16 protein-coding genes and 1 pseudogene are annotated in these 17,107 nt (G+C 42.9%); 8 read left to right on the top strand and 9 right to left on the bottom strand.

The window, feature by feature from the left end; all coding sequences use genetic code 11:
- Positions 1-3: 3 nt before the first annotated feature.
- The gene (locus tag RM368_RS23295; protein ID WP_322696241.1) at positions 4-840 is read right to left on the bottom strand and encodes an SPFH domain-containing protein; all 837 of its coding nucleotides are present in this window, start codon (positions 838-840) and stop codon (positions 4-6) included.
- 405 nt (positions 841-1,245) lie between these two features.
- Between RM368_RS23295 and RM368_RS23300 the strand changes: the two genes are divergently transcribed.
- Both RM368_RS23300 and rpsU read left to right on the top strand, forming a co-directional pair.
- Positions 1,246-1,590, top strand: coding sequence for a hypothetical protein (locus RM368_RS23300; protein WP_322696242.1), 345 nt, complete (start codon positions 1,246-1,248; stop codon positions 1,588-1,590).
- A gap of 306 nt (positions 1,591-1,896) precedes the next feature.
- Positions 1,897-2,076, top strand: coding sequence for a 30S ribosomal protein S21 (gene rpsU / locus RM368_RS23305; RefSeq protein ID WP_069073049.1), 180 nt, complete (start codon positions 1,897-1,899; stop codon positions 2,074-2,076).
- 291 nt (positions 2,077-2,367) lie between these two features.
- Here rpsU and pth read toward each other — a convergent pair whose 3' ends face one another.
- The 3 genes from pth to psbH form a co-directional block, all read right to left on the bottom strand.
- Positions 2,368-3,009, bottom strand: coding sequence for an aminoacyl-tRNA hydrolase (gene pth, locus RM368_RS23310; RefSeq protein ID WP_322674211.1), 642 nt, complete (start codon positions 3,007-3,009; stop codon positions 2,368-2,370).
- A 409-nt stretch (positions 3,010-3,418) separates the two neighbouring features.
- The gene (locus RM368_RS23315) at positions 3,419-3,691 is read right to left on the bottom strand and encodes a TatA/E family twin arginine-targeting protein translocase (protein ID WP_094348881.1); all 273 of its coding nucleotides are present in this window, start codon (positions 3,689-3,691) and stop codon (positions 3,419-3,421) included.
- 142 nt (positions 3,692-3,833) lie between these two features.
- Complete coding sequence (gene psbH / locus RM368_RS23320) at positions 3,834-4,037, bottom strand: photosystem II reaction center phosphoprotein PsbH (protein ID WP_322674201.1); 204 nt, start codon at positions 4,035-4,037, stop codon at positions 3,834-3,836.
- Positions 4,038-4,122: 85 nt separating this feature from the next.
- Here psbH and psbN point away from each other — a divergent pair, with 85 nt between their 5' ends.
- The gene (gene psbN / locus RM368_RS23325; protein ID WP_322688543.1) at positions 4,123-4,254 is read left to right on the top strand and encodes a photosystem II reaction center protein PsbN; all 132 of its coding nucleotides are present in this window, start codon (positions 4,123-4,125) and stop codon (positions 4,252-4,254) included.
- A 231-nt stretch (positions 4,255-4,485) separates the two neighbouring features.
- Here psbN and RM368_RS23330 read toward each other — a convergent pair whose 3' ends face one another.
- The 4 genes from RM368_RS23330 to RM368_RS23345 form a co-directional block, all read right to left on the bottom strand.
- Positions 4,486-5,490, bottom strand: a complete 1,005-nt coding sequence (locus tag RM368_RS23330; protein WP_322696243.1) for a transaldolase — start codon at positions 5,488-5,490, stop codon at positions 4,486-4,488.
- Positions 5,491-5,639: 149 nt separating this feature from the next.
- The gene (pyk, locus tag RM368_RS23335) at positions 5,640-7,070 is read right to left on the bottom strand and encodes a pyruvate kinase (protein ID WP_322696262.1); all 1,431 of its coding nucleotides are present in this window, start codon (positions 7,068-7,070) and stop codon (positions 5,640-5,642) included.
- Between the two features lie 248 nt (positions 7,071-7,318).
- Positions 7,319-8,362 carry a type I glyceraldehyde-3-phosphate dehydrogenase gene (gap, locus tag RM368_RS23340; RefSeq protein ID WP_322696244.1) on the bottom strand — a complete coding sequence of 348 codons (1,044 nt, stop codon included), beginning with the start codon at positions 8,360-8,362 and terminating at the stop codon, positions 7,319-7,321.
- A gap of 244 nt (positions 8,363-8,606) precedes the next feature.
- Entirely contained in the window at positions 8,607-10,445 is a 1,839-nt protein-coding gene (locus RM368_RS23345) for a vWA domain-containing protein (protein ID WP_322696245.1), read from the bottom strand.
- A gap of 251 nt (positions 10,446-10,696) precedes the next feature.
- Here RM368_RS23345 and RM368_RS23350 point away from each other — a divergent pair, with 251 nt between their 5' ends.
- Positions 10,697-11,056, top strand: a complete 360-nt coding sequence (locus RM368_RS23350) for a Rieske (2Fe-2S) protein (RefSeq protein ID WP_322696246.1) — start codon at positions 10,697-10,699, stop codon at positions 11,054-11,056.
- A gap of 293 nt (positions 11,057-11,349) precedes the next feature.
- Here RM368_RS23350 and RM368_RS23355 read toward each other — a convergent pair whose 3' ends face one another.
- Entirely contained in the window at positions 11,350-11,853 is a 504-nt protein-coding gene (locus RM368_RS23355) for an Hsp20/alpha crystallin family protein (RefSeq protein ID WP_322696247.1), read from the bottom strand.
- Between the two features lie 145 nt (positions 11,854-11,998).
- On the opposite strand from RM368_RS23355, the gene RM368_RS23360 reads away from it, so the two are divergent.
- The 4 genes and pseudogenes from RM368_RS23360 to RM368_RS23375 all read left to right on the top strand — a co-directional run.
- Positions 11,999-12,352: a hypothetical protein gene (locus RM368_RS23360; RefSeq protein WP_322696248.1), complete on the top strand. Its 354-nt coding sequence runs from the start codon at positions 11,999-12,001 to the stop codon at positions 12,350-12,352.
- Positions 12,353-12,538: 186 nt separating this feature from the next.
- Positions 12,539-13,546: a zinc-dependent alcohol dehydrogenase family protein gene (locus tag RM368_RS23365; RefSeq protein WP_322696249.1), complete on the top strand. Its 1,008-nt coding sequence runs from the start codon at positions 12,539-12,541 to the stop codon at positions 13,544-13,546.
- Between the two features lie 9 nt (positions 13,547-13,555).
- Positions 13,556-15,787, top strand: a complete 2,232-nt coding sequence (locus RM368_RS23370) for a pentapeptide repeat-containing protein (RefSeq protein WP_322696250.1) — start codon at positions 13,556-13,558, stop codon at positions 15,785-15,787.
- Between the two features lie 668 nt (positions 15,788-16,455).
- Positions 16,456-17,107: pseudogene (locus RM368_RS23375) on the top strand (hypothetical protein); the annotation flags it as partial.

Raw genomic sequence — 17,107 nt, forward strand, 5'->3', positions numbered from 1 at the left:
GTACTACTCTTCTTCGCTTTTTCTGCCATTACCTTCATGATTCACTGACTCGGCTATCAACTCCTGAAACATTTCACTTGAGTTAGCTGGGTCTACAAAGACAATTTTGGCATTACTGCTCTCACCAAGTTTTTGGCTAGCATCTACGTAATCTTGAGCCACAAGATACCGCAAAATATCCCTACTGTCGGGATTGGAACGTAGAGCTTGAGAAATGATTTGCACTGAAGCCATAGTTCCTTCTGCTTTTTTAATCGCAGCTTCTTTTTCCCCTTCTGCTTCGGTAATCAGTGCCCGTTTTTTGATAACGGCGGCTTGTTCTTCTTCTCTAGACTTTCGGACACTCTCAGGTAAAGTAATTCTCTGAATATCTAATCGGAGAATCTCAACTCCCCAATCTGCCGTTACATGATTCAACTGATCTAAAATAGCTGAGTCCATCTCTGCTCTAGAGACGTTGGTCTGCTCTAGGGTATTTTGGGCAATGATTTCTCGGAGCGTAGTTGTGGTTATCTGTGTCAACGATCCTTGCAGATCCTCAATCGCGTAAAAGCTTCTCTCTATATCTCGAATCCGCCAGTATACAATAGCATCCACTTCTACGTAAATATTATCTTGGGTGATCACATTCTGAGGTTTAATGTCTGTAAACTGCTCTCGTGTAGTATCTTCCATGACAATCTGATCGACCAAGGGAACAATAAAGTTCAGTCCCGGCTTAAGTTTTCGATGATACCGCCCTAAGCGTTCGACTAAGGCTTCATTTCCTTGATTAATCAGTTTTGCAGAACCTAATGCATAACCTATAAGGGCTAAAACTATAGCAATAATTGGCTCCATGTATGCTCCTATTAAACTTTGGGGAGAATTTAATGTCAAAGATATGCTACTAGCTTGTCATATCTTTGAGTTTAATGTTTTCAGTCTGTAATTTTATCAACACCAGCAGCGATGTCGAGTCGCTGCAAGTTTTGTACATATTCTCTAAGTGAGACTGTTTTGCAGAATGCTTAGAAGCTCTGCTTCTTGTCGTCAGCGATCGCTATTAAAGCACCTTGATAAAACCCTGGCAAGGACTAATTGATGTAATCAACATTACTTGTACTGGCATTTTCAGACAGTCAGGAGGTTTATTCAGTATATTTACGTAAAAAATTCATATTCAGGTAAAAATTTGGCAAGATATAAAAACCCCACTATAATCGGAGAAAAATTAGCTTGGGCTATTAAAAACATCAAAATATTATGAGTAGATTGTTAATCAAACTTATAGGTTTAATTCTACTTTTCACAGGATTATACTTTTTTGGTCAAAATATCATATTTGTTAGTGGTTACTATTCATATTTTTACCGTAGCTTGCCGGCTACAGCTTCAGTTTTAGCAACGATGACAGGTATATTTGCATTAGTCTTTTTTCAAAGAGAAACTGGTAACTTAGGATGGATTTTTCTAGGCATTGGCATAGTACTAGTTTTCTTAAGCGGTGGAGTTATTTTACAGCCAACTAGCTTATGGAATTTCATAGTTGCTTTTACAGCATTAGCAGCTAGATATAAATTACTAAATGAGGGCAGAATCAACTTTTAAAATCTATAAATATAGTCAGATTGGCTCATCTACCTTAGTAGCTAAGATTACATTATTCGCTAGTTGATGGTACAGCCAGAAAAATTTAGTATTATAATTTTCCTATCTTCTCCATTGCTTCTGAGAGTGCATTAGGGCACTTAGATTAACTTTTAGTTAAGTAACGATTTTACGAGATAGAAGTACACATAACCCGCCTTAACCGGATGAATAGCCTCTTAATTGTAGACTTTAGCTCAGAGGGGTTTTACTAAGGTTGAGGGTAATATTAAAATGGAAACTATTGATGATGAGGAAAAGGCAAGAATGACCCAGGTGGTTCTAGGAGAGAACGAAGGAATAGACTCAGCTTTGCGTCGGTTTAAACGCCAGGTTTCCAAAGCTGGGATATTAGCTGATGTGAAATATCATCGGCACTTTGAAACACCAATAGAAAAACGCAAACGTAAGGCAGTGGCAGCTAGACGCACAAGACGTTTTAAATAAACCTATTTGGTGTGATATCGGCGTTGCTTGAGGTTATGACCGAAAACAGGCAATAGCACGTAGGCGTAGCCCTTTATAGACATCGCCATTATTCATACAAATATTAAGCAAAGTCTGCCGCACCGCTAATTAGGGTGTAAATAAGTTACTTTTCCTATACGTAGAGTGCATTAGAGACTTTATCTTGGTTAGATGGAGCAAGCTAAAATCGCTGCCCATCAACCAAAATAAGCGCCTTTAAACATCGTTTAGCTTTCTTTAATCAGCTGATAGGATAGTATTCATCCAGCCTTAAGACTCAGAATTATTAATGGTGCGGCTATTACAAACATTCATCGCCTTTTCTACTCCCTGCTTGAGACTTAGTTCAATACACTCAACTACGAACTGAAGTACAAGAGACATCTGCTGATTTTCGGCAGCGGAAAATCGCCCTAGCACATGAGAGATCGCACCAGAATCATCGTTATTAGCTGCATCTTTGGGTTTACCAATACCGATTCGCAAACGAGGAAAGTTTTGGGTACTAAGATGTGCGATCGCACTTTTCATGCCGTTATGTCCCCCAGCCGAACCAGATAAGCGCAAACGAGTTTTTCCCAGAGGTAAATCCATATCGTCATAAATCACCAACACTGACTCAGGCGGCAATTTATACCAACTTGTCACCGCTTGTATTGCTTGTCCTGAGCGATTCATATAAGTTAACGGTTTCAACAAGCGAATTTTACCTCCACCTGGGGCCATACCCTCGCCATACTCACCCTGAAACTTGCGGTTTTCTGTTAAGGAAATGCGCCAAGAACGAGAGAGAGTTTCTAAAGCAGCAAAACCGATATTATGGCGTGTTTGGTCGTACTTAGCTTCTGGATTCCCTAACCCGACGATTAGTTGTGGAATTACCAAAGCTGGTTGCGTAACAGCTTCTGTCATTTTGCCTACAGTCAATTGATATTTATCACTTTTCTAGTAGTACGCCTTGGCAACTTGGCGGGGTAAAGGGAAAGGGGGAAAGGGAAAGGGGGAAAGGGAAAAGGTTTTTTATTCCTTAGAGGATGTCTGAGAAGTATTAAATATTTCGCTTGATCCCCCCTAGCCCCCCTTAAAAAGGGGGGAACCGGAATCAAAGTCCCCCTTTTTAAGGGGGATTTAGGGGGATCTACAAGTCTCAAATACAACACCAAAAAGTTTTCAGACATCCTCTTACCCTTTTCCCTTTACCCTTTACCCAACCTCCATCTAAGATTTTTGGGTTGCCAGACTACTAGTAATGAAGGGTTTGTAGTAAGCACTTTAGTGCTTAGAAAATAAGGACTAAAGTCCTTACTACGAACTTGACAGACTAGCTAGGTTGGGAAGAACTAGCGGTATCCTGCTCAGATTTAGCAGGGTGGATTTGCTTAGGTTCCAATTCAGCAGTAGTCTGTACAACTTCTTCTAACTGTTCTGCTTCTTTTTGAAACTCGTTTTGAAACTCCTTGGAAGCTTCTTGGAAACTACGAATTGTTTTGCCCACACTCCGACCGATCTCTGGCAGCTTTTTTGGGCCAAAGATTAACAGCGCTACTACCATAATTACAGCCATTTCCGGCAGACCGATACCAAATATATTCATTTTTTGTCTCCTGTAAACTCTAAAACCACTACAGAAACTCACATATATAGTTAGTCTAGTCGGAAATCGCAACTCACAAAAAAACCCGGAAGAACCGGGTGTAACTTAACTTGTTATCCAAACTCGCTCGCTCGTGTATGTGTTAGCGTCCTAAACTGCGCCAATCGACAAATACATCCTGAACCAACAGTGTTTTATTGTAAAGTTGCAGAATAATCAGCAGAAACACGAAAAATAGCCCTATAAAAACAGCCATCACAGGGGTAGTACCCCAACCTGGAGCCACTTTCCCATACTCAGAGTTCAGTGGTTTCAGGATATCTCCCAACCTAGTCCTTTGTGCCATAGTTCACCTAAGATTACTTGCCAAAGCTTTTTTTAATCTTCTGTAATATTCTATAAGAATAGCACTCATCATCTATCTCTCAATTATGGAACCCGCAATAGTTCTTAGCATTTCTGTGGCTGCCGTGGTGATTGCCATCACTGGATTTTCGATTTATACCTCCTTTGGCCCTCCTAGCAAGGAATTGAACGATCCGTTCGATGACCACGAGGATTAAAAGAGTCATATCATATCCGCAGCGTAAATTTTTGATGCAATGTCTACGACGGACTACGCCTACGTAGACAAGCATTGCTGTTGCTTGTCGGAGTTTCCTCGATGAGCGACTGGCGTGTGGAATGAAATGACTATGGCAATCATAACTAAATTACCCAGACATCATATTTGAAGTGCGTTACGGCTTAAGCCGTAACGCACACTACTTTGGATGTTTTTGAATTGGAAGTCCCTAATGGCTTGCCACTACCTCTCCTTCCAGGCGAACGAGTCGGTCTGCCAAAAGTTTCTCAAGGTCTTCTAGTGCCTTGGTGAAACCTTTAATACCTTCGTCTAGTTTGTCGGTTGCCATGCGGTCAGCAGCGTGCATCTTGTCATAGCTAGCTTTGTCAATGGATATCTTTTCGATTGACAAGTTTGCTACCTTTGCAGGGTCAAGTTTACGTGGCAGTTCTCCGATAGTTGCTTGTAATTCAGCCAAAAGCGACGGTGAAATGGTTAGCAAATCACTACCTGCAAGTTCAGTAATTTCACCAACGTTACGGAAACTAGCTCCCATAACTTCGGTTTTATAGCCAAATTTCTTGTAGTAGTTGTAGATTTTAGTGACAGACAAAACACCTGGATCTTCGGCTGCTGGGTAGCTATCGCGTCCGGTATCTTTTTTGTACCAGTCAAGAATCCGGCCCACGAAGGGAGAAATTAGAGTAACGCCAGCTTCAGCACAGGCGATCGCTTGGTGAAGACCAAATAACAAGGTAAGGTTACAGTGAATACCTTCTTTTTCGAGAATTTCCGCAGCGCGAATGCCTTCCCAAGTGCTGGCAATTTTAATTAAAACGCGATCGCGGCCAATTCCAGCAGCTTTATACTGAGCAATTAATTCCCGTGCCTTAGTTACAGTAGCTTCGGTATCGTAGGACAAACGAGCATCCACTTCCGTAGACACGCGACCGGGAATGATTTGCAAAATCTTTAATCCAAAGGCAACTGCCAAACGGTCAAAAGCCAGAGAAACTATCTGTGCTTGGGTGGCTCCGGCTCCAGCATCTTTCTGAGCTTGGAGTAAAGTTTGATCGACAATTTCCTGATATTCTGGCATTTGTGCCGCAGCAGTAATCAGCGAAGGATTGGTGGTAGCGTCTTGGGGCTTAAACTTTTCAATTGCCTGGATATCCCCTGTATCTGCGACTACAACAGTCACTTGTCGCAATTGTTCCAGTAAATTCTTAGACATAAAATACTCCGTGATGAATGTTACAGGATTTACTTATTCCCCAGTTCTTTACACTCTTTACTCTTCCTTCAATTCTGATTCTGGCAATTTTTCTTAATTATTGCCCAATTTTACTTACTATCTTGAGCCACAGCCCTATTCTAAGTGCCTTATGCCGAAATTGGCTGTCCAATGGAATGCACTTTGATTAAACTAGTTGTTCCTGATTTACCAATTGGAACACCAGAGGTAATTACTACTTTATCGCCCTTATTCGCTAAACCCATGTCTACAACTGTGTTCACCACATTGGTAAACATCTCTTCAGCATTGTGGACTGGTGGGATCAGCAAAGCTTCCACACCCCAAGAAAGCGCTAGCTGGCGGTAAGCGGTGATGTCGGAGGTTAGGGCAATAATCAGAGAAGTCGGCCGATATTTAGAAACCATTCTCGCCGTACTTCCTGATGTAGTGTTACAGAGAATTGCCCGTGAGCCAGTTTCATAGGCGATACGACAGACGGATTCTGCCACAGATTCGGTAACGCTCAGACTGCCTGCTTCATGACACCAAGCGTGTTTGCTACCCTCATCTAGAGCTTGTTCTGTCCGCACGGCGATGTTGTGCATCATCTCGACGGCGGCGATGGGATATTGTCCGACAGCTGTTTCACCAGAAAGCATTACCGCGTCTGTTCCATCCAAGATCGAGTTAGCAACATCGGTTGCTTCGGCGCGGGTGGGATCGGGGGCGCTAATCATCGACTCTAGCATTTGGGTGGCTGTAATCACCGGCTTGCCAGCACGATTGCAACGGCGAATAATCTCTTTTTGAATTAGGGGTACTTCGTGAATTGGCACTTCCACCCCTAAATCGCCACGGGCGATCATAATTGCGTCGGCAACCTTCAGAATAGAGTCAAAGTTTTCTACTGCCTCCGCTCTTTCGATTTTGGCAATTAAGCGAATCGAAGCGCCAGCAGCTTCAATCATGCGCTTGGCGGGTTCTAAGTCTTGTGGCGATCGCACGAAGGATACCGCTACCCAGTCTACACCTAACTGAATCCCAAAGCGCAGATCCAGCAAGTCTTTTTCGGTGATCGAACTTACAGGTAAAGGAGTTTGAGGCAGGTTTACTCCCTTGTGCGTAGAAATTAGCCCGCCGATTTTAACTTGTGCCCGAATGCGATCGGCATCGCGATCGGTAACAATTAACTTGACGCGACCATCATTAATCAAAATCGGTTCGCCAGGTCGCACCATTGCGAACAAAGTCGGCAATGGTAAAGGTAGTTCGTCAATACTCTCACCCTTTTCTTGCAAAACAAAGGTAACTTCAGTACCAGCTTCTAAATTTAAGCCTTCCGGTGGTAAAGTTCCCAAGCGAATTTTGGGGCCACATAAGTCTTGCATAATCGCGATCGGCTTTTGCAACTCAGTACTAATTTGCCTGAGATAGTGAGCCGTTTGGGCGTGGAATTCATAAGCTCCGTGGGAAAAATTCAGCCGTGCCACATTCATTCCAGCTTTTACCAAGGATTGCAGCTTTTCAGGTGCAGATGTAGCCGGGCCAACAGTACAAATGATTTTGGTTCGACGCATAGGGATTGGGGGTTGAGGAGTAACCTGCAAATTTGGATGCTTTTTGCGTAGGCGTAGCCCGTCGTAGACATTGCACAAAACATCCAAATTCACACGTGCTTCATATCACTGGTTTGCTAAATAAAAATCCTAAATTCCGTTTGATTTTCGGAGTATTTACCATTTGACCCAAATCCCAAAAGTCAAGGTCAAGAGTCAAAGGTTAAAAGTTAATGACCAATGACAAATGACCAATGACAAATGACCAATCAAACCACAGCCGCTGTCGGTGCGAGTTTTTCCTTCTGTGACATAGACAACATTAGGTCAATCACGCGATTTGAGTAGCCCCACTCGTTGTCATACCAGGCAATTACCTTGAAGAAGTTGGGATTCAACTCAATCCCAGCACCTGCGTCAAAGATACTGGAATGGGTATCACCTTGAAAATCTGTGGAAACTACTTCTTCATCTGTGTAACCCAAGATACCCTTTAGTGAACCTACGGCAGCCTCCTTCATCGCAGCACGGATTTCCTGATAACTGGTTTCTTTGGCTGTTTTGAAAGTTAAATCAACTACAGAGACATCGGGAGTCGGAACTCGTAATGCCATCCCAGTTAACCTGCCCTTCAATTCTGGTAAAACCAGTGCTACGGCTTTCGCTGCGCCTGTGGAGGAGGGAATAATATTTTGGGATGCACCTCGACCACCCCGCCAGTCTTTCTTGCTGGGGCCGTCTACAGTTGGCTGAGTCGCAGTCATAGCATGGACTGTGGTCATCAACCCTTCAGTCAACCCGAAATTATCATTAATGACCTTAGCTATGGGAGCTAGACAGTTTGTAGTGCAGCTAGCATTGGAGACAATGATATCCTTGCTAGGGTCAAACAGTTGATGATTGACACCCATTAACAGGGTAGTAACTCTATCTGGATCTTTGGTGGGAGCGGAAATTACCACTCGCTTTGCACCTGCCTTCAGATGGTTTGCAGCTCCTTCATAATCAGTGAAGAGTCCGGTAGCTTCTACGACATAATCTGCACCTAATTTTCCCCAAGGTAACTCTGCTGGATTCCTCACCGACACACAAGGAATAAAATGTCCGTCAATCAGAATGCCGTCTTCCTTGGCTTCAACCTTATGCTTTAATTGACCGTGGGTTGAGTCGTACTTTAATAGGTAAGCAAGATTATCTGGTGGTACTAGATCGTTAATACCCACAAACTCAATGTTAGGATTATCGATGCCAGCGCGAAGTACAAGTCGCCCGATTCGACCGAAGCCGTTGATACCAACTTTCAATTTAGTCAAGATTAAGCCTCCCGTTGCGGAAAGTTGAACAAAAGGAGAAAGTTAAAAGTCAAAATAGATTCCCTTTTACTCTTTACTCTTTGATCCTGACAGTCTCAGTCAGCTAAGGCATATTTACTTGGCATATTTTAAGGATTGGGCATGGGGCATGGGGCATTGGGAAAGAGGAGGCAGGAGGAAGAAGTTCTTTAATTTTGAATTTTGAATTTTGAATTTTGAATTGATTTCTCCCCCGCTCCCCAATTCAAGTGGGTTGGACAAATCGCTTAATTTCACCACAGGCAATATAAGATTTGCCGTCTGGTGCAGTTTTGACTTCATCAACGACGTAAAGCATTCCTTCTTCGCGCACCGATCGCGGAAAGCGCATATTCCAATCCGGTTCATATCCATCGGAAACCACTCTAGCACGTAGTTTGCTGCCATCTTTGACACACTGAACTAAAATGCTGTCCCCTACGCTGTCAGTTGTGGGCAGATCGGCAGCACTGGCAGGGCCTTTGGAAGCTTTACCTGTGTTAGCTCGATTGGATTGTCTAGGGGCAACAAAGATATCTGTTTCACCGGGTTGAGCAAAACGGGTAATCTTACCACGTACCCGATAGAAAGTAGCATCGCTTGAGAGTTCCAATCCTTCAACGACATAGCGCGCCCCTTCGGCACGAATAGCACGGGGAAACTGGATGTTCTTGGTTGGATCGTAGCCTTCAGACATGACCTTGACCCGCAGTTTACCCCCTTCACGAACGCAGTGCAATTCAACACCTGAACCGACTTCATTCACAATGGGCATGGCGTAGACTTCATCGCCAGTAGTGACACCACGACCCACCAAATCGCTGCGATTGCGCGTCATCGTTTGGTAAGTCTGGTCTCGCATCTCTTTCCGTCCGGCATTGCCTAAAGCTTTTTGAGCGATTCGACTGGCGAAATATTCCAGCTGATCGATTTCTTCAGCAATTTCAAAATTCTCATTCAACCCTTTATCTCGCAAATCTTTCACGAGCGCCCGCAGGATTTGTTCGGCTTCCTGATGCTTGCCCTGTTCAGCGAGATTAAGGGCAGTCTCTTTAGCCTTAGCAATGGTAAGGCGACTCAGTTCCAGAATGATATGGCTGGTAGCAGCAAAAGCTGCTTCCTCAACAGTGCCAACTTTGGCGACGACATCTATAGTACCGGAAACGCTTTGAATCCGGTCATCTTGCACAACATCGGCGCTGTAATGCAGTTTCATCACAGGTAAATCACCAACTTGAGCGCTTGATATCCCCAGACTCAAACCGAGAAGTTTGTCCTCATCCTCGTAAAGCTCTCCCAAGGTGATGACAGCTTGACTAGCGTCATTCTGGCTAACTTGAGCCAGACTCAAGGTATCAACCAGGCTGACACCATCTGCCAATTCAAGTGTCACCTTGAGGTTTTGTCCCACTACTGCTCTTAAACTATCTAGCTCAATACTAAACACTTCAGTTGCTTCATCGATGCTTTGAATGAAGTAGAAGTTGCCCGTGGCTGCCCTTGCCATTCCAATCAGCAAGTCTTCGTTGAAACCTTGAGCAAAACCTAACGTAGTTGTGATAATACCTTCCTCAGCTTTTTGCCCTGCTGTCGCCGTCAGGATTTTGGGGTCTTGAATGCCCATATTGGCGTGACCATCGGTAAGCAGGAGAACACGGTTGATTTTTTGGGGATCGAGTCGCGTCTTCACGTGTTCGCAGCCTTTGAGCCATCCCCCTGACAAATTGGTAATACCGCCTGCTCTCACCTTGCGGATGGAATTTTTCAGGGTGGCTTTGTTAGTCACAGCTTGGGGTGGCACAACACTATCCACTTCATCGTCGTAAACAACTACTGAGAGAATGTCATCTGGCTCAAGTCGCTCTACCACAGACTCAGCGGCTTTGAGTGCGTGATGCAAGGGAGCGCCTGCCATAGAGCCGGAACGGTCAATTACAAGCGAAAGGTTAAGGTTACGTCGAGGAGATTTAGCTATGTCGGCACGAAAACGTAGCAGAATATTTGTCTTTAATGAAGATCCTGCGGCGAGGATAGACTGGTCAAATTCGTAACTTGTCTTAATCATTTTTTATCTCCTTTAAAATTGAATTTTATCAGCTATAACCCTTGTGATACATAGATAGTAAGCGCTTTATTTAGTTTACCCAGAAATAATTTTATTCAGTATAAAAATTGTATATTTTGTAAAATTTTATAGTTTTAGTATCTTAGACAAAGCCCGTTGTAGACATTCTCGGCTCTTTGGTATTGAAAGGCGATCGCACTGGTCACTATTGCGGGAAACTGTAAGCAGATATATTAGGAGAAGAGAACCTAATGAGTTGGACTAAAGTTCTTGCAGTCGAAGCACTTTCCCCTGGTGCGCGAGAAGTGGTGAAAGTTGGCAACCGAAAAATTTTGCTTTTGAATCACGAAAGTCAGCTTTATGCTGTAGATAACAACTGCCCTCACTTAAAATTACCTTTGAAAAGTGGGAAAATCACTGAAAGTGGGGCAATAGTTTGTACCTTCCATCGCAGTGCCTTTGACCTGCGGACTGGTGAAGTACAAGGATGGTGTGCCTGGCCACCTGGTGTAGGTAAGGTACTCTCGTTGGTTTCACAACCAAAAGCCTTGCCAGTATTTCCGATTCGTGTTGAAGAAGGCAGTATCTGGGTTGATGTCCAAGAGGAATAGCACCCTCTGCTAAATTGATACCGTTTCTTCCTGAAGCTGCATATCTTTACCCTCGGCCACGCCGTCTCCCAAAGCATCAGAGAATTAACCAGAGGGTCTTTCATGTGCATCTTGATACAGAATTGGTATTACCAAAACAGTGCTAAGTAAAAAAACAATAAAAACTCCAGCCGATAAGTTTAGCTGGGGTTTTTATCAAAATTTACCTATTCCAGAGATATAGAAATCATTGAATGAGAAAATAGAATATCTTCTCAAGCAGTTGGAAGACTTTGCTGTGATGTTATGTTGGGTTAGTTGTTGCCATTGCCAGCTTCTATAGAAGCTGTAGGACTTTGAGATTGACCTAAATTCACTTTAAAGACTTTGTTTTGTTCTTGCTCCAGTTTGGGTAAATTCAAAATTAAAATCCCATCTTTCAAGTCTGCCTTAACTTGTTGATTCTGAACTTTGGTTGGCAGAGGAATTACTCTAGCGAACTTGCCATACCGGAATTCCGAATGAACTTTAGCGTTAGATTGGGAATGTTTTTCGTAACGATGCTCGCCAGCTATCGAAATTGCATCTTGAGTAACTTGAATATCCAAGTCTTTAGCTTCCACGCCTGGAATTTCAACTCTTAATAGCAACTCTGAACCATTATCATGTAATTCAACCGCAGGAACCCACGCTGTTCTTGGTGATGCAGAAATCTCGGAGTTATCGCGCTCGGCTGCTGTCAGATCAGAGAATAGTTGATCCATTTGACGACGCAGAATCTCCATTTCACGGAATGGTTCCCAACGAATGAGTGCCATATTTTAATCTCTCCTTAACTTTCTAATTCAATCTTGGGTAATCAAACAAAGTTTTAGAGGTATTTTTTAGAGAGGAGTTTTATTTGCTTTGTTTCTTCGTCGTAGCTTAGACTTTTCTAGCCCAGTTTACCGTCTGGAAATTGATATGGCTAGTCGCATATTCACCCAGTCTGCATCTATGGTAGTAGACATTATGCTAGCTACACCAGAGCGACGTGCAGCCATAAGTAGAATAGCATCTACTTATCATCGATTAGCACAATTAATTATTCAAAGCGATCGCGAAACTCTGATCCAGGAATTCAAACTAGCACAGAGCTTTTTAGGAGAAGAAATTAATAGTGCTGCTGAGGAAAGCACTTATGTAATTAATACCCTAAGTGTATTACTAGCAGCGAAGGAAGTTGGACAAAAACAATCATCTTTTGTAATTCAGAAGGCAGGGGGCAGGGCGCAGGAGGTAGTCCCGATGAAACAAGTTAAGTTTCAAAAGCCTTGAATGAAAAAATTACTCAGGACTAGTATTTTTACTCGCCACTCAGCACTTTCAAGGTAGAAGGTAGAAGGGAACACATATTTAAAAACGTGGGAGACATTGCAGTTTTGGCTGATAAATATCTCTGGATCTACCCTCTTGCGGTAAAGTTGCATAAGAATGTGCATCTAAAGCCAGGAGGAAAGAGTTGTGAAAGCAGTCTTGATGACAGCAGCTGGCAATCCCGAAGTTCTACAAGTGCAGGATGTGCCAAACCCTGCTGTTCCTGTCGGGAATACTGAACTTTTAGTACGTTTGGTGGCGGCTGGCATTAACCCCATTGACACTAAACTTCGGAGTCGAGGCAGTTTCTACCCCGATCGCACGCCGACTATTTTAGGATGTGATGGTGCAGGGATCGTGGAAGCAGTAGGTGCTGGCGTTCAGCGTTTTCGCGCAGGTGATGAAGTATATTTTTGCTATGGTGGCTTGGGCGCACACCAAGGAAATTACGCTGAATATACCGTTGTGGATGAGCGGTTTGTAGCACGTAAACCCGCCTCTATCTCCTTTGCCGAAGCCGCAGCAGCGCCTTTAGTATTAATCACCGCCTGGGAAGCTTTATACGAACGGGGACGATTAGAACCTGGGGAACGGGTTTTGATTCATGCGGGTGCTGGTGGTGTCGGCCATGTAGCAATTCAATTGGCGAAACTCAAAGGTGCTACTGTTTCCACCACCGTGGGTTCTGAGGAAAAAGCTAATTTTGTCAAAGAACTCGGTGCGGATAATGTAATTTTTTACAAACAAACAGACTTTGTGCAAGCGGTATTAGATTGGACTGGTGGCGAAGGCGTAGACTTGGCTTTTGATACCGTAGGCGGCGAAACCTTTCACAAAACCTTCCCCGCAGTGCGAGTCTATGGCGATATTGTGACGATTCTCGAACCAAATGCCAATACTGTTTGGAAAACTGCTAGAACTCGCAACCTCCGCATTGGTTTAGAATTCATGTTGGCACCAGCCTTGCTAGGATTACAAGATAGTCTCCACCATCATGCAGAAATTCTCGAACAATCTGCCACCTGGATCGATGAAGGCAAATTAAAAATCCATGTGAGTCACAAATTTCCCTTAAAAGAAGCAGCTAAAGCCCACCAATTAATTGAAAACGGGTCTGTGGCAGGTAAAATTGTTCTGCTGATTAGTGACGAATAATCGAACAATTTGCATAATTTATCTTTTAAACGCAAAGGCACGCAGAGGTTAAACACAAAGGTACACAGAGGAATTTCTCTGCGTACCTCTGCGCTTCCCTTAGCGTTCCTTTGCGTTTTACTCCTCCTCCCCCTACCAGCTTCGGCAGCACAAACACAACCAGAACGCACACCCTTAACCCTAGAATTATTGCAAGAACGACTACACACACCGACACTCCGCGAAGGAAATTTAACCGTAGATTTGCAAAAAATGGCGATCGATTTACGCCCAGAAAACGCCAGCTTTCGTGATGCTTTTTACCAACTATTACGAAAAGAACTTGGTACAAGACCTTTAGGTTTAGACCTCAGCTATGCTTTGATTCTGGGGGATTTTGTCGGCAGTGATTTGGGTTTAAGAACACCATTGTATGCAAAAGCTATTGCACCGATTTTTACCGCTAACGAACAAGAAAAACTAGAACGTTTGCGCTTCGTTTGTTTAGAGTCACTCGCCATCGCTTTACCCAACTCTAAAGATTGTCGATCGCTTCTGGGAACAGAGTCAACTCCAGCCAGTGAAATCGCGGTCTTTCGTGGTGTCTTAACACTGGTGCAAACTCGCTTCAACGGCGAAGTGAAGTTCTCCAATACTTTTTTTCTTCAGTCTGTTGATGCCCAAGGTGCAACTTTTCTCCAACCCACTAACTGGACTCAAACTAGATTTGCTCGTCCTGTTAGTTTTACCAGTGCTAACTTCCAGCAACCAAGCAATTTTCAGGGCAGTATATTTTTTGAAAAAGCTAACTTTAAAAAAATTAAATTTCGGGAATTGGCTGATTTTCAAGGTAGTATCTTTGAGACAACTGCCAACTTTAACCAAGCAACGTTTAAACAGTTGGCTAAATTCAGTAGTGTCCAATGGCAAGGAAATGCTGATTTTTCGGAAGTGGATTTTGCCAATCAAGCCCAGTTTACTAAAGCAGGTTTTAATCAGTTTCTTCTTTTAACAGAAGCAACTTTTGAGCAAGGTGTAAGCTTCCGAGAAGTGGAGTTTAACCAATTGGTAAATCTGCAAGGGGCAAATATTCTTAACCTTGCAGATTTTAGTGATGCCAGGTTTGCTAAAGAGGCTTGTTTAAGCGTACCTGGTTTAACTTTTAACTCTAATCAAGCGAAAATTTTAGGTAATCCCGGTCAGATTGGTCAGATGTTCTGCATCCCAACATTCCAAGGTAATCAAAACGTCTTGCGGAATTTGGGGCAAAATTTCCGTCAGCAACAGCAAGTAGGCGATGCTAATGAACTGGAATACACAAAACAACGATTGCGATTAATCGAGTTTGGGCATCGGTTGACGGCTACAAATATTAATAGTGCAACTGTTGCAAGTTTAATCAATTTAGGTTTTTCTGCAACTCAAGCCCAAGCGATCGCCCAGCGTCGTCTGGTAAAATCCTTTCGTAACAGTAGTGAGTTACTCACCATTGCAGACATCGATTTAGAAAAATATACCCAACTAAGCGATCGCTTAATTGTTGGCGAAAACCTTTCTATATGTGGGTGGTTGCTGCAAGCTTGGAGTTGGTTGGCATTGAGTGTATTGTTATTGTTAAGTGGTTATGGGACAAATTTTTGGTTAGTTTTTGGCGTGGGAGGAGTTGCGATCGCTTATTTCGGGCTACTATTTTGGCTAGTGGATCGCTATCGTCGGCTGCATCCGGTACCAATTATTCCCACATCTTACGAAACCATTTCGATATTAGTCAGTTTTAGCGTTTTAGAATTCTTCAGCTTACTAGCAATCTTTCGCAATGCCGAACAACCTTGGCTGACGTTGGGATGTCTTTTCATTATTCTTGTTCCCGTCCCAATGGCTTTATCGATCCGACTTTACCAACAAGGTCGTTATCATGACTTAATGGACGTTTCTTACTTCACAGAAGACGGCACATTTCGCCAGTTACGATTATTGATTGGACGTTTGCCAGTGATACCAAGGAATGAGACATTTCGGGAACGATATATGCCTCTATTGGGCGATCGCCGTTGGAACTGGCTCAACTATTATGATTTTAGTCTCAACAATCTAGTTAAATTAGGATTTAACGACATTCGCCTGCGAGACGAACACTTACCAGGCATCATCTCTGCACTTGCTTGGTATCAATGGAGTTTGGGTGTAATTTACATCACGCTAGTTTTGTGGACACTTTCCCGCACAATTCCGGGATTGAATTTGCTGATTTATCTGAAATAATTCCTGTACTGAACTTTTTTTCGCTACACTTTGTAGTGGTGCTAAGAGGATGTTTTCAAAATTTTTTGGACGGTAAGAAAACGTTTTATACCACACTCAATCCCCCGATCAATTGGGTATTACATCGACTAAAAGTAATAGAAGCTCGGTTAAACGCAAATTAATTAAATATCTAAAAATTTGGTAAATTTATCAAAAGATTGTTCATTGCTAGATAATGTTTAACCAAGTTTAATTTTTGTTATAGGTAAGTAGGTGGGAAAATTCATAACTACGTTATTGCGAGTAAAACGTTCGCGAAGCGTCTCGTAGAGAAGCGATCGCAAAGATTTTATTTTAGTTTAAGTCTGTTTATCCACACCTACTTACAAATATCTCAGGTTTTTTTAAAAATTGTCTAAAAATATCTACAATTTTGATATTTTTATCAAAATATTTTTCATTGTGCTTCCAAGTTCAATCATATAGATTGGAAGTGTCAATAGGTAGCATTAATTAAAAATTGATTATCTCAACTTAATAAAGATAACCCAGTTATTTAATAGCTACTAAATAGTTTTGCTAACAATTAAAACAACAAAATAACCATGAAATAGACTTAATTTTGTCTATTTTATGTTCTGATGCTAGCAAAATTGTTATCAAAACAATAGCGAGGATTAATTCTAATGGCAGACAATTCAAGTAATAGTGGTAGCAGTAACTCCTCTACTAGTGGGAACAATCCGATTGAACAATCACCCTTCGGTCGCTTGGAAGAAGTTGTCGGTAAGGAAGGGGTCAAAAATCTATTCAGTGGTGTTGGTAAGGGAGAAGATGGCAGTAGCCCATTTGGTGGTAGTGATGGTAGCGGTGGCAGTCAGCCTGATTTAGCCTATGGTGGTAATCCTTTCGCAGGTGACAACTTCTGGAATATCTTTGCAGGCGGTGTCAACCCATCTAAAGTCGCTGGTAGCCCATCCACAGGCGGTGGTAGCCCATCTACAGGTGGTGGCAACCAAAGTAGTGGCAGCGACCCTTTGACTGGTGCTGGTGGCAGTAGTAACTCATCCGCAGGTGGCGGGAACCCATCCACAGGTGGTAGTAACCAAGGTAGTGGCAGCGACCCTTTGACTGGTACTGGTAGCCAGACTTATGGTATTAGCACAAGTGAAATACCGAACGGGTTCGATTTGAGGGTTACTATTGACAAGCTAGTTGCCTCAAAGCTTGACAAGGAACTGGGCGATGGAAAAACCCCATCATTTGGTGGTAGTGGAGGAATTCCATCATTTGGTGGTGCTAGTGGAGGAGGAATCCCATCATTTGGTGGTGCTAGTG

The organism is Nostoc sp. DedSLP03 (genome assembly GCF_034530815.1).
Classification (GTDB): Bacteria; Cyanobacteriota; Cyanobacteriia; order Cyanobacteriales; family Nostocaceae; genus Nostoc.

Coding starts and splice junctions, on each gene's coding strand:
- psbN (WP_322688543.1), top strand. CDS start 4,123: ATGGAACCCGCAATAGTTCTTAGCATTTCTGTGGCTGCCGTGGTGATT.
- RM368_RS23295 (WP_322696241.1), bottom strand. CDS start 840: ATGGAGCCAATTATTGCTATAGTTTTAGCCCTTATAGGTTATGCATTA.
- RM368_RS23315 (WP_094348881.1), bottom strand. CDS start 3,691: ATGAATATATTTGGTATCGGTCTGCCGGAAATGGCTGTAATTATGGTA.
- rpsU (WP_069073049.1), top strand. CDS start 1,897: ATGACCCAGGTGGTTCTAGGAGAGAACGAAGGAATAGACTCAGCTTTG.
- RM368_RS23330 (WP_322696243.1), bottom strand. CDS start 5,490: ATGTCTAAGAATTTACTGGAACAATTGCGACAAGTGACTGTTGTAGTC.
- RM368_RS23345 (WP_322696245.1), bottom strand. CDS start 10,445: ATGATTAAGACAAGTTACGAATTTGACCAGTCTATCCTCGCCGCAGGA.
- RM368_RS23300 (WP_322696242.1), top strand. CDS start 1,246: ATGAGTAGATTGTTAATCAAACTTATAGGTTTAATTCTACTTTTCACA.
- pyk (WP_322696262.1), bottom strand. CDS start 7,070: ATGCGTCGAACCAAAATCATTTGTACTGTTGGCCCGGCTACATCTGCA.
- psbH (WP_322674201.1), bottom strand. CDS start 4,037: ATGGCACAAAGGACTAGGTTGGGAGATATCCTGAAACCACTGAACTCT.
- pth (WP_322674211.1), bottom strand. CDS start 3,009: ATGACAGAAGCTGTTACGCAACCAGCTTTGGTAATTCCACAACTAATC.
- RM368_RS23350 (WP_322696246.1), top strand. CDS start 10,697: ATGAGTTGGACTAAAGTTCTTGCAGTCGAAGCACTTTCCCCTGGTGCG.
- RM368_RS23360 (WP_322696248.1), top strand. CDS start 11,999: ATGGCTAGTCGCATATTCACCCAGTCTGCATCTATGGTAGTAGACATT.
- RM368_RS23355 (WP_322696247.1), bottom strand. CDS start 11,853: ATGGCACTCATTCGTTGGGAACCATTCCGTGAAATGGAGATTCTGCGT.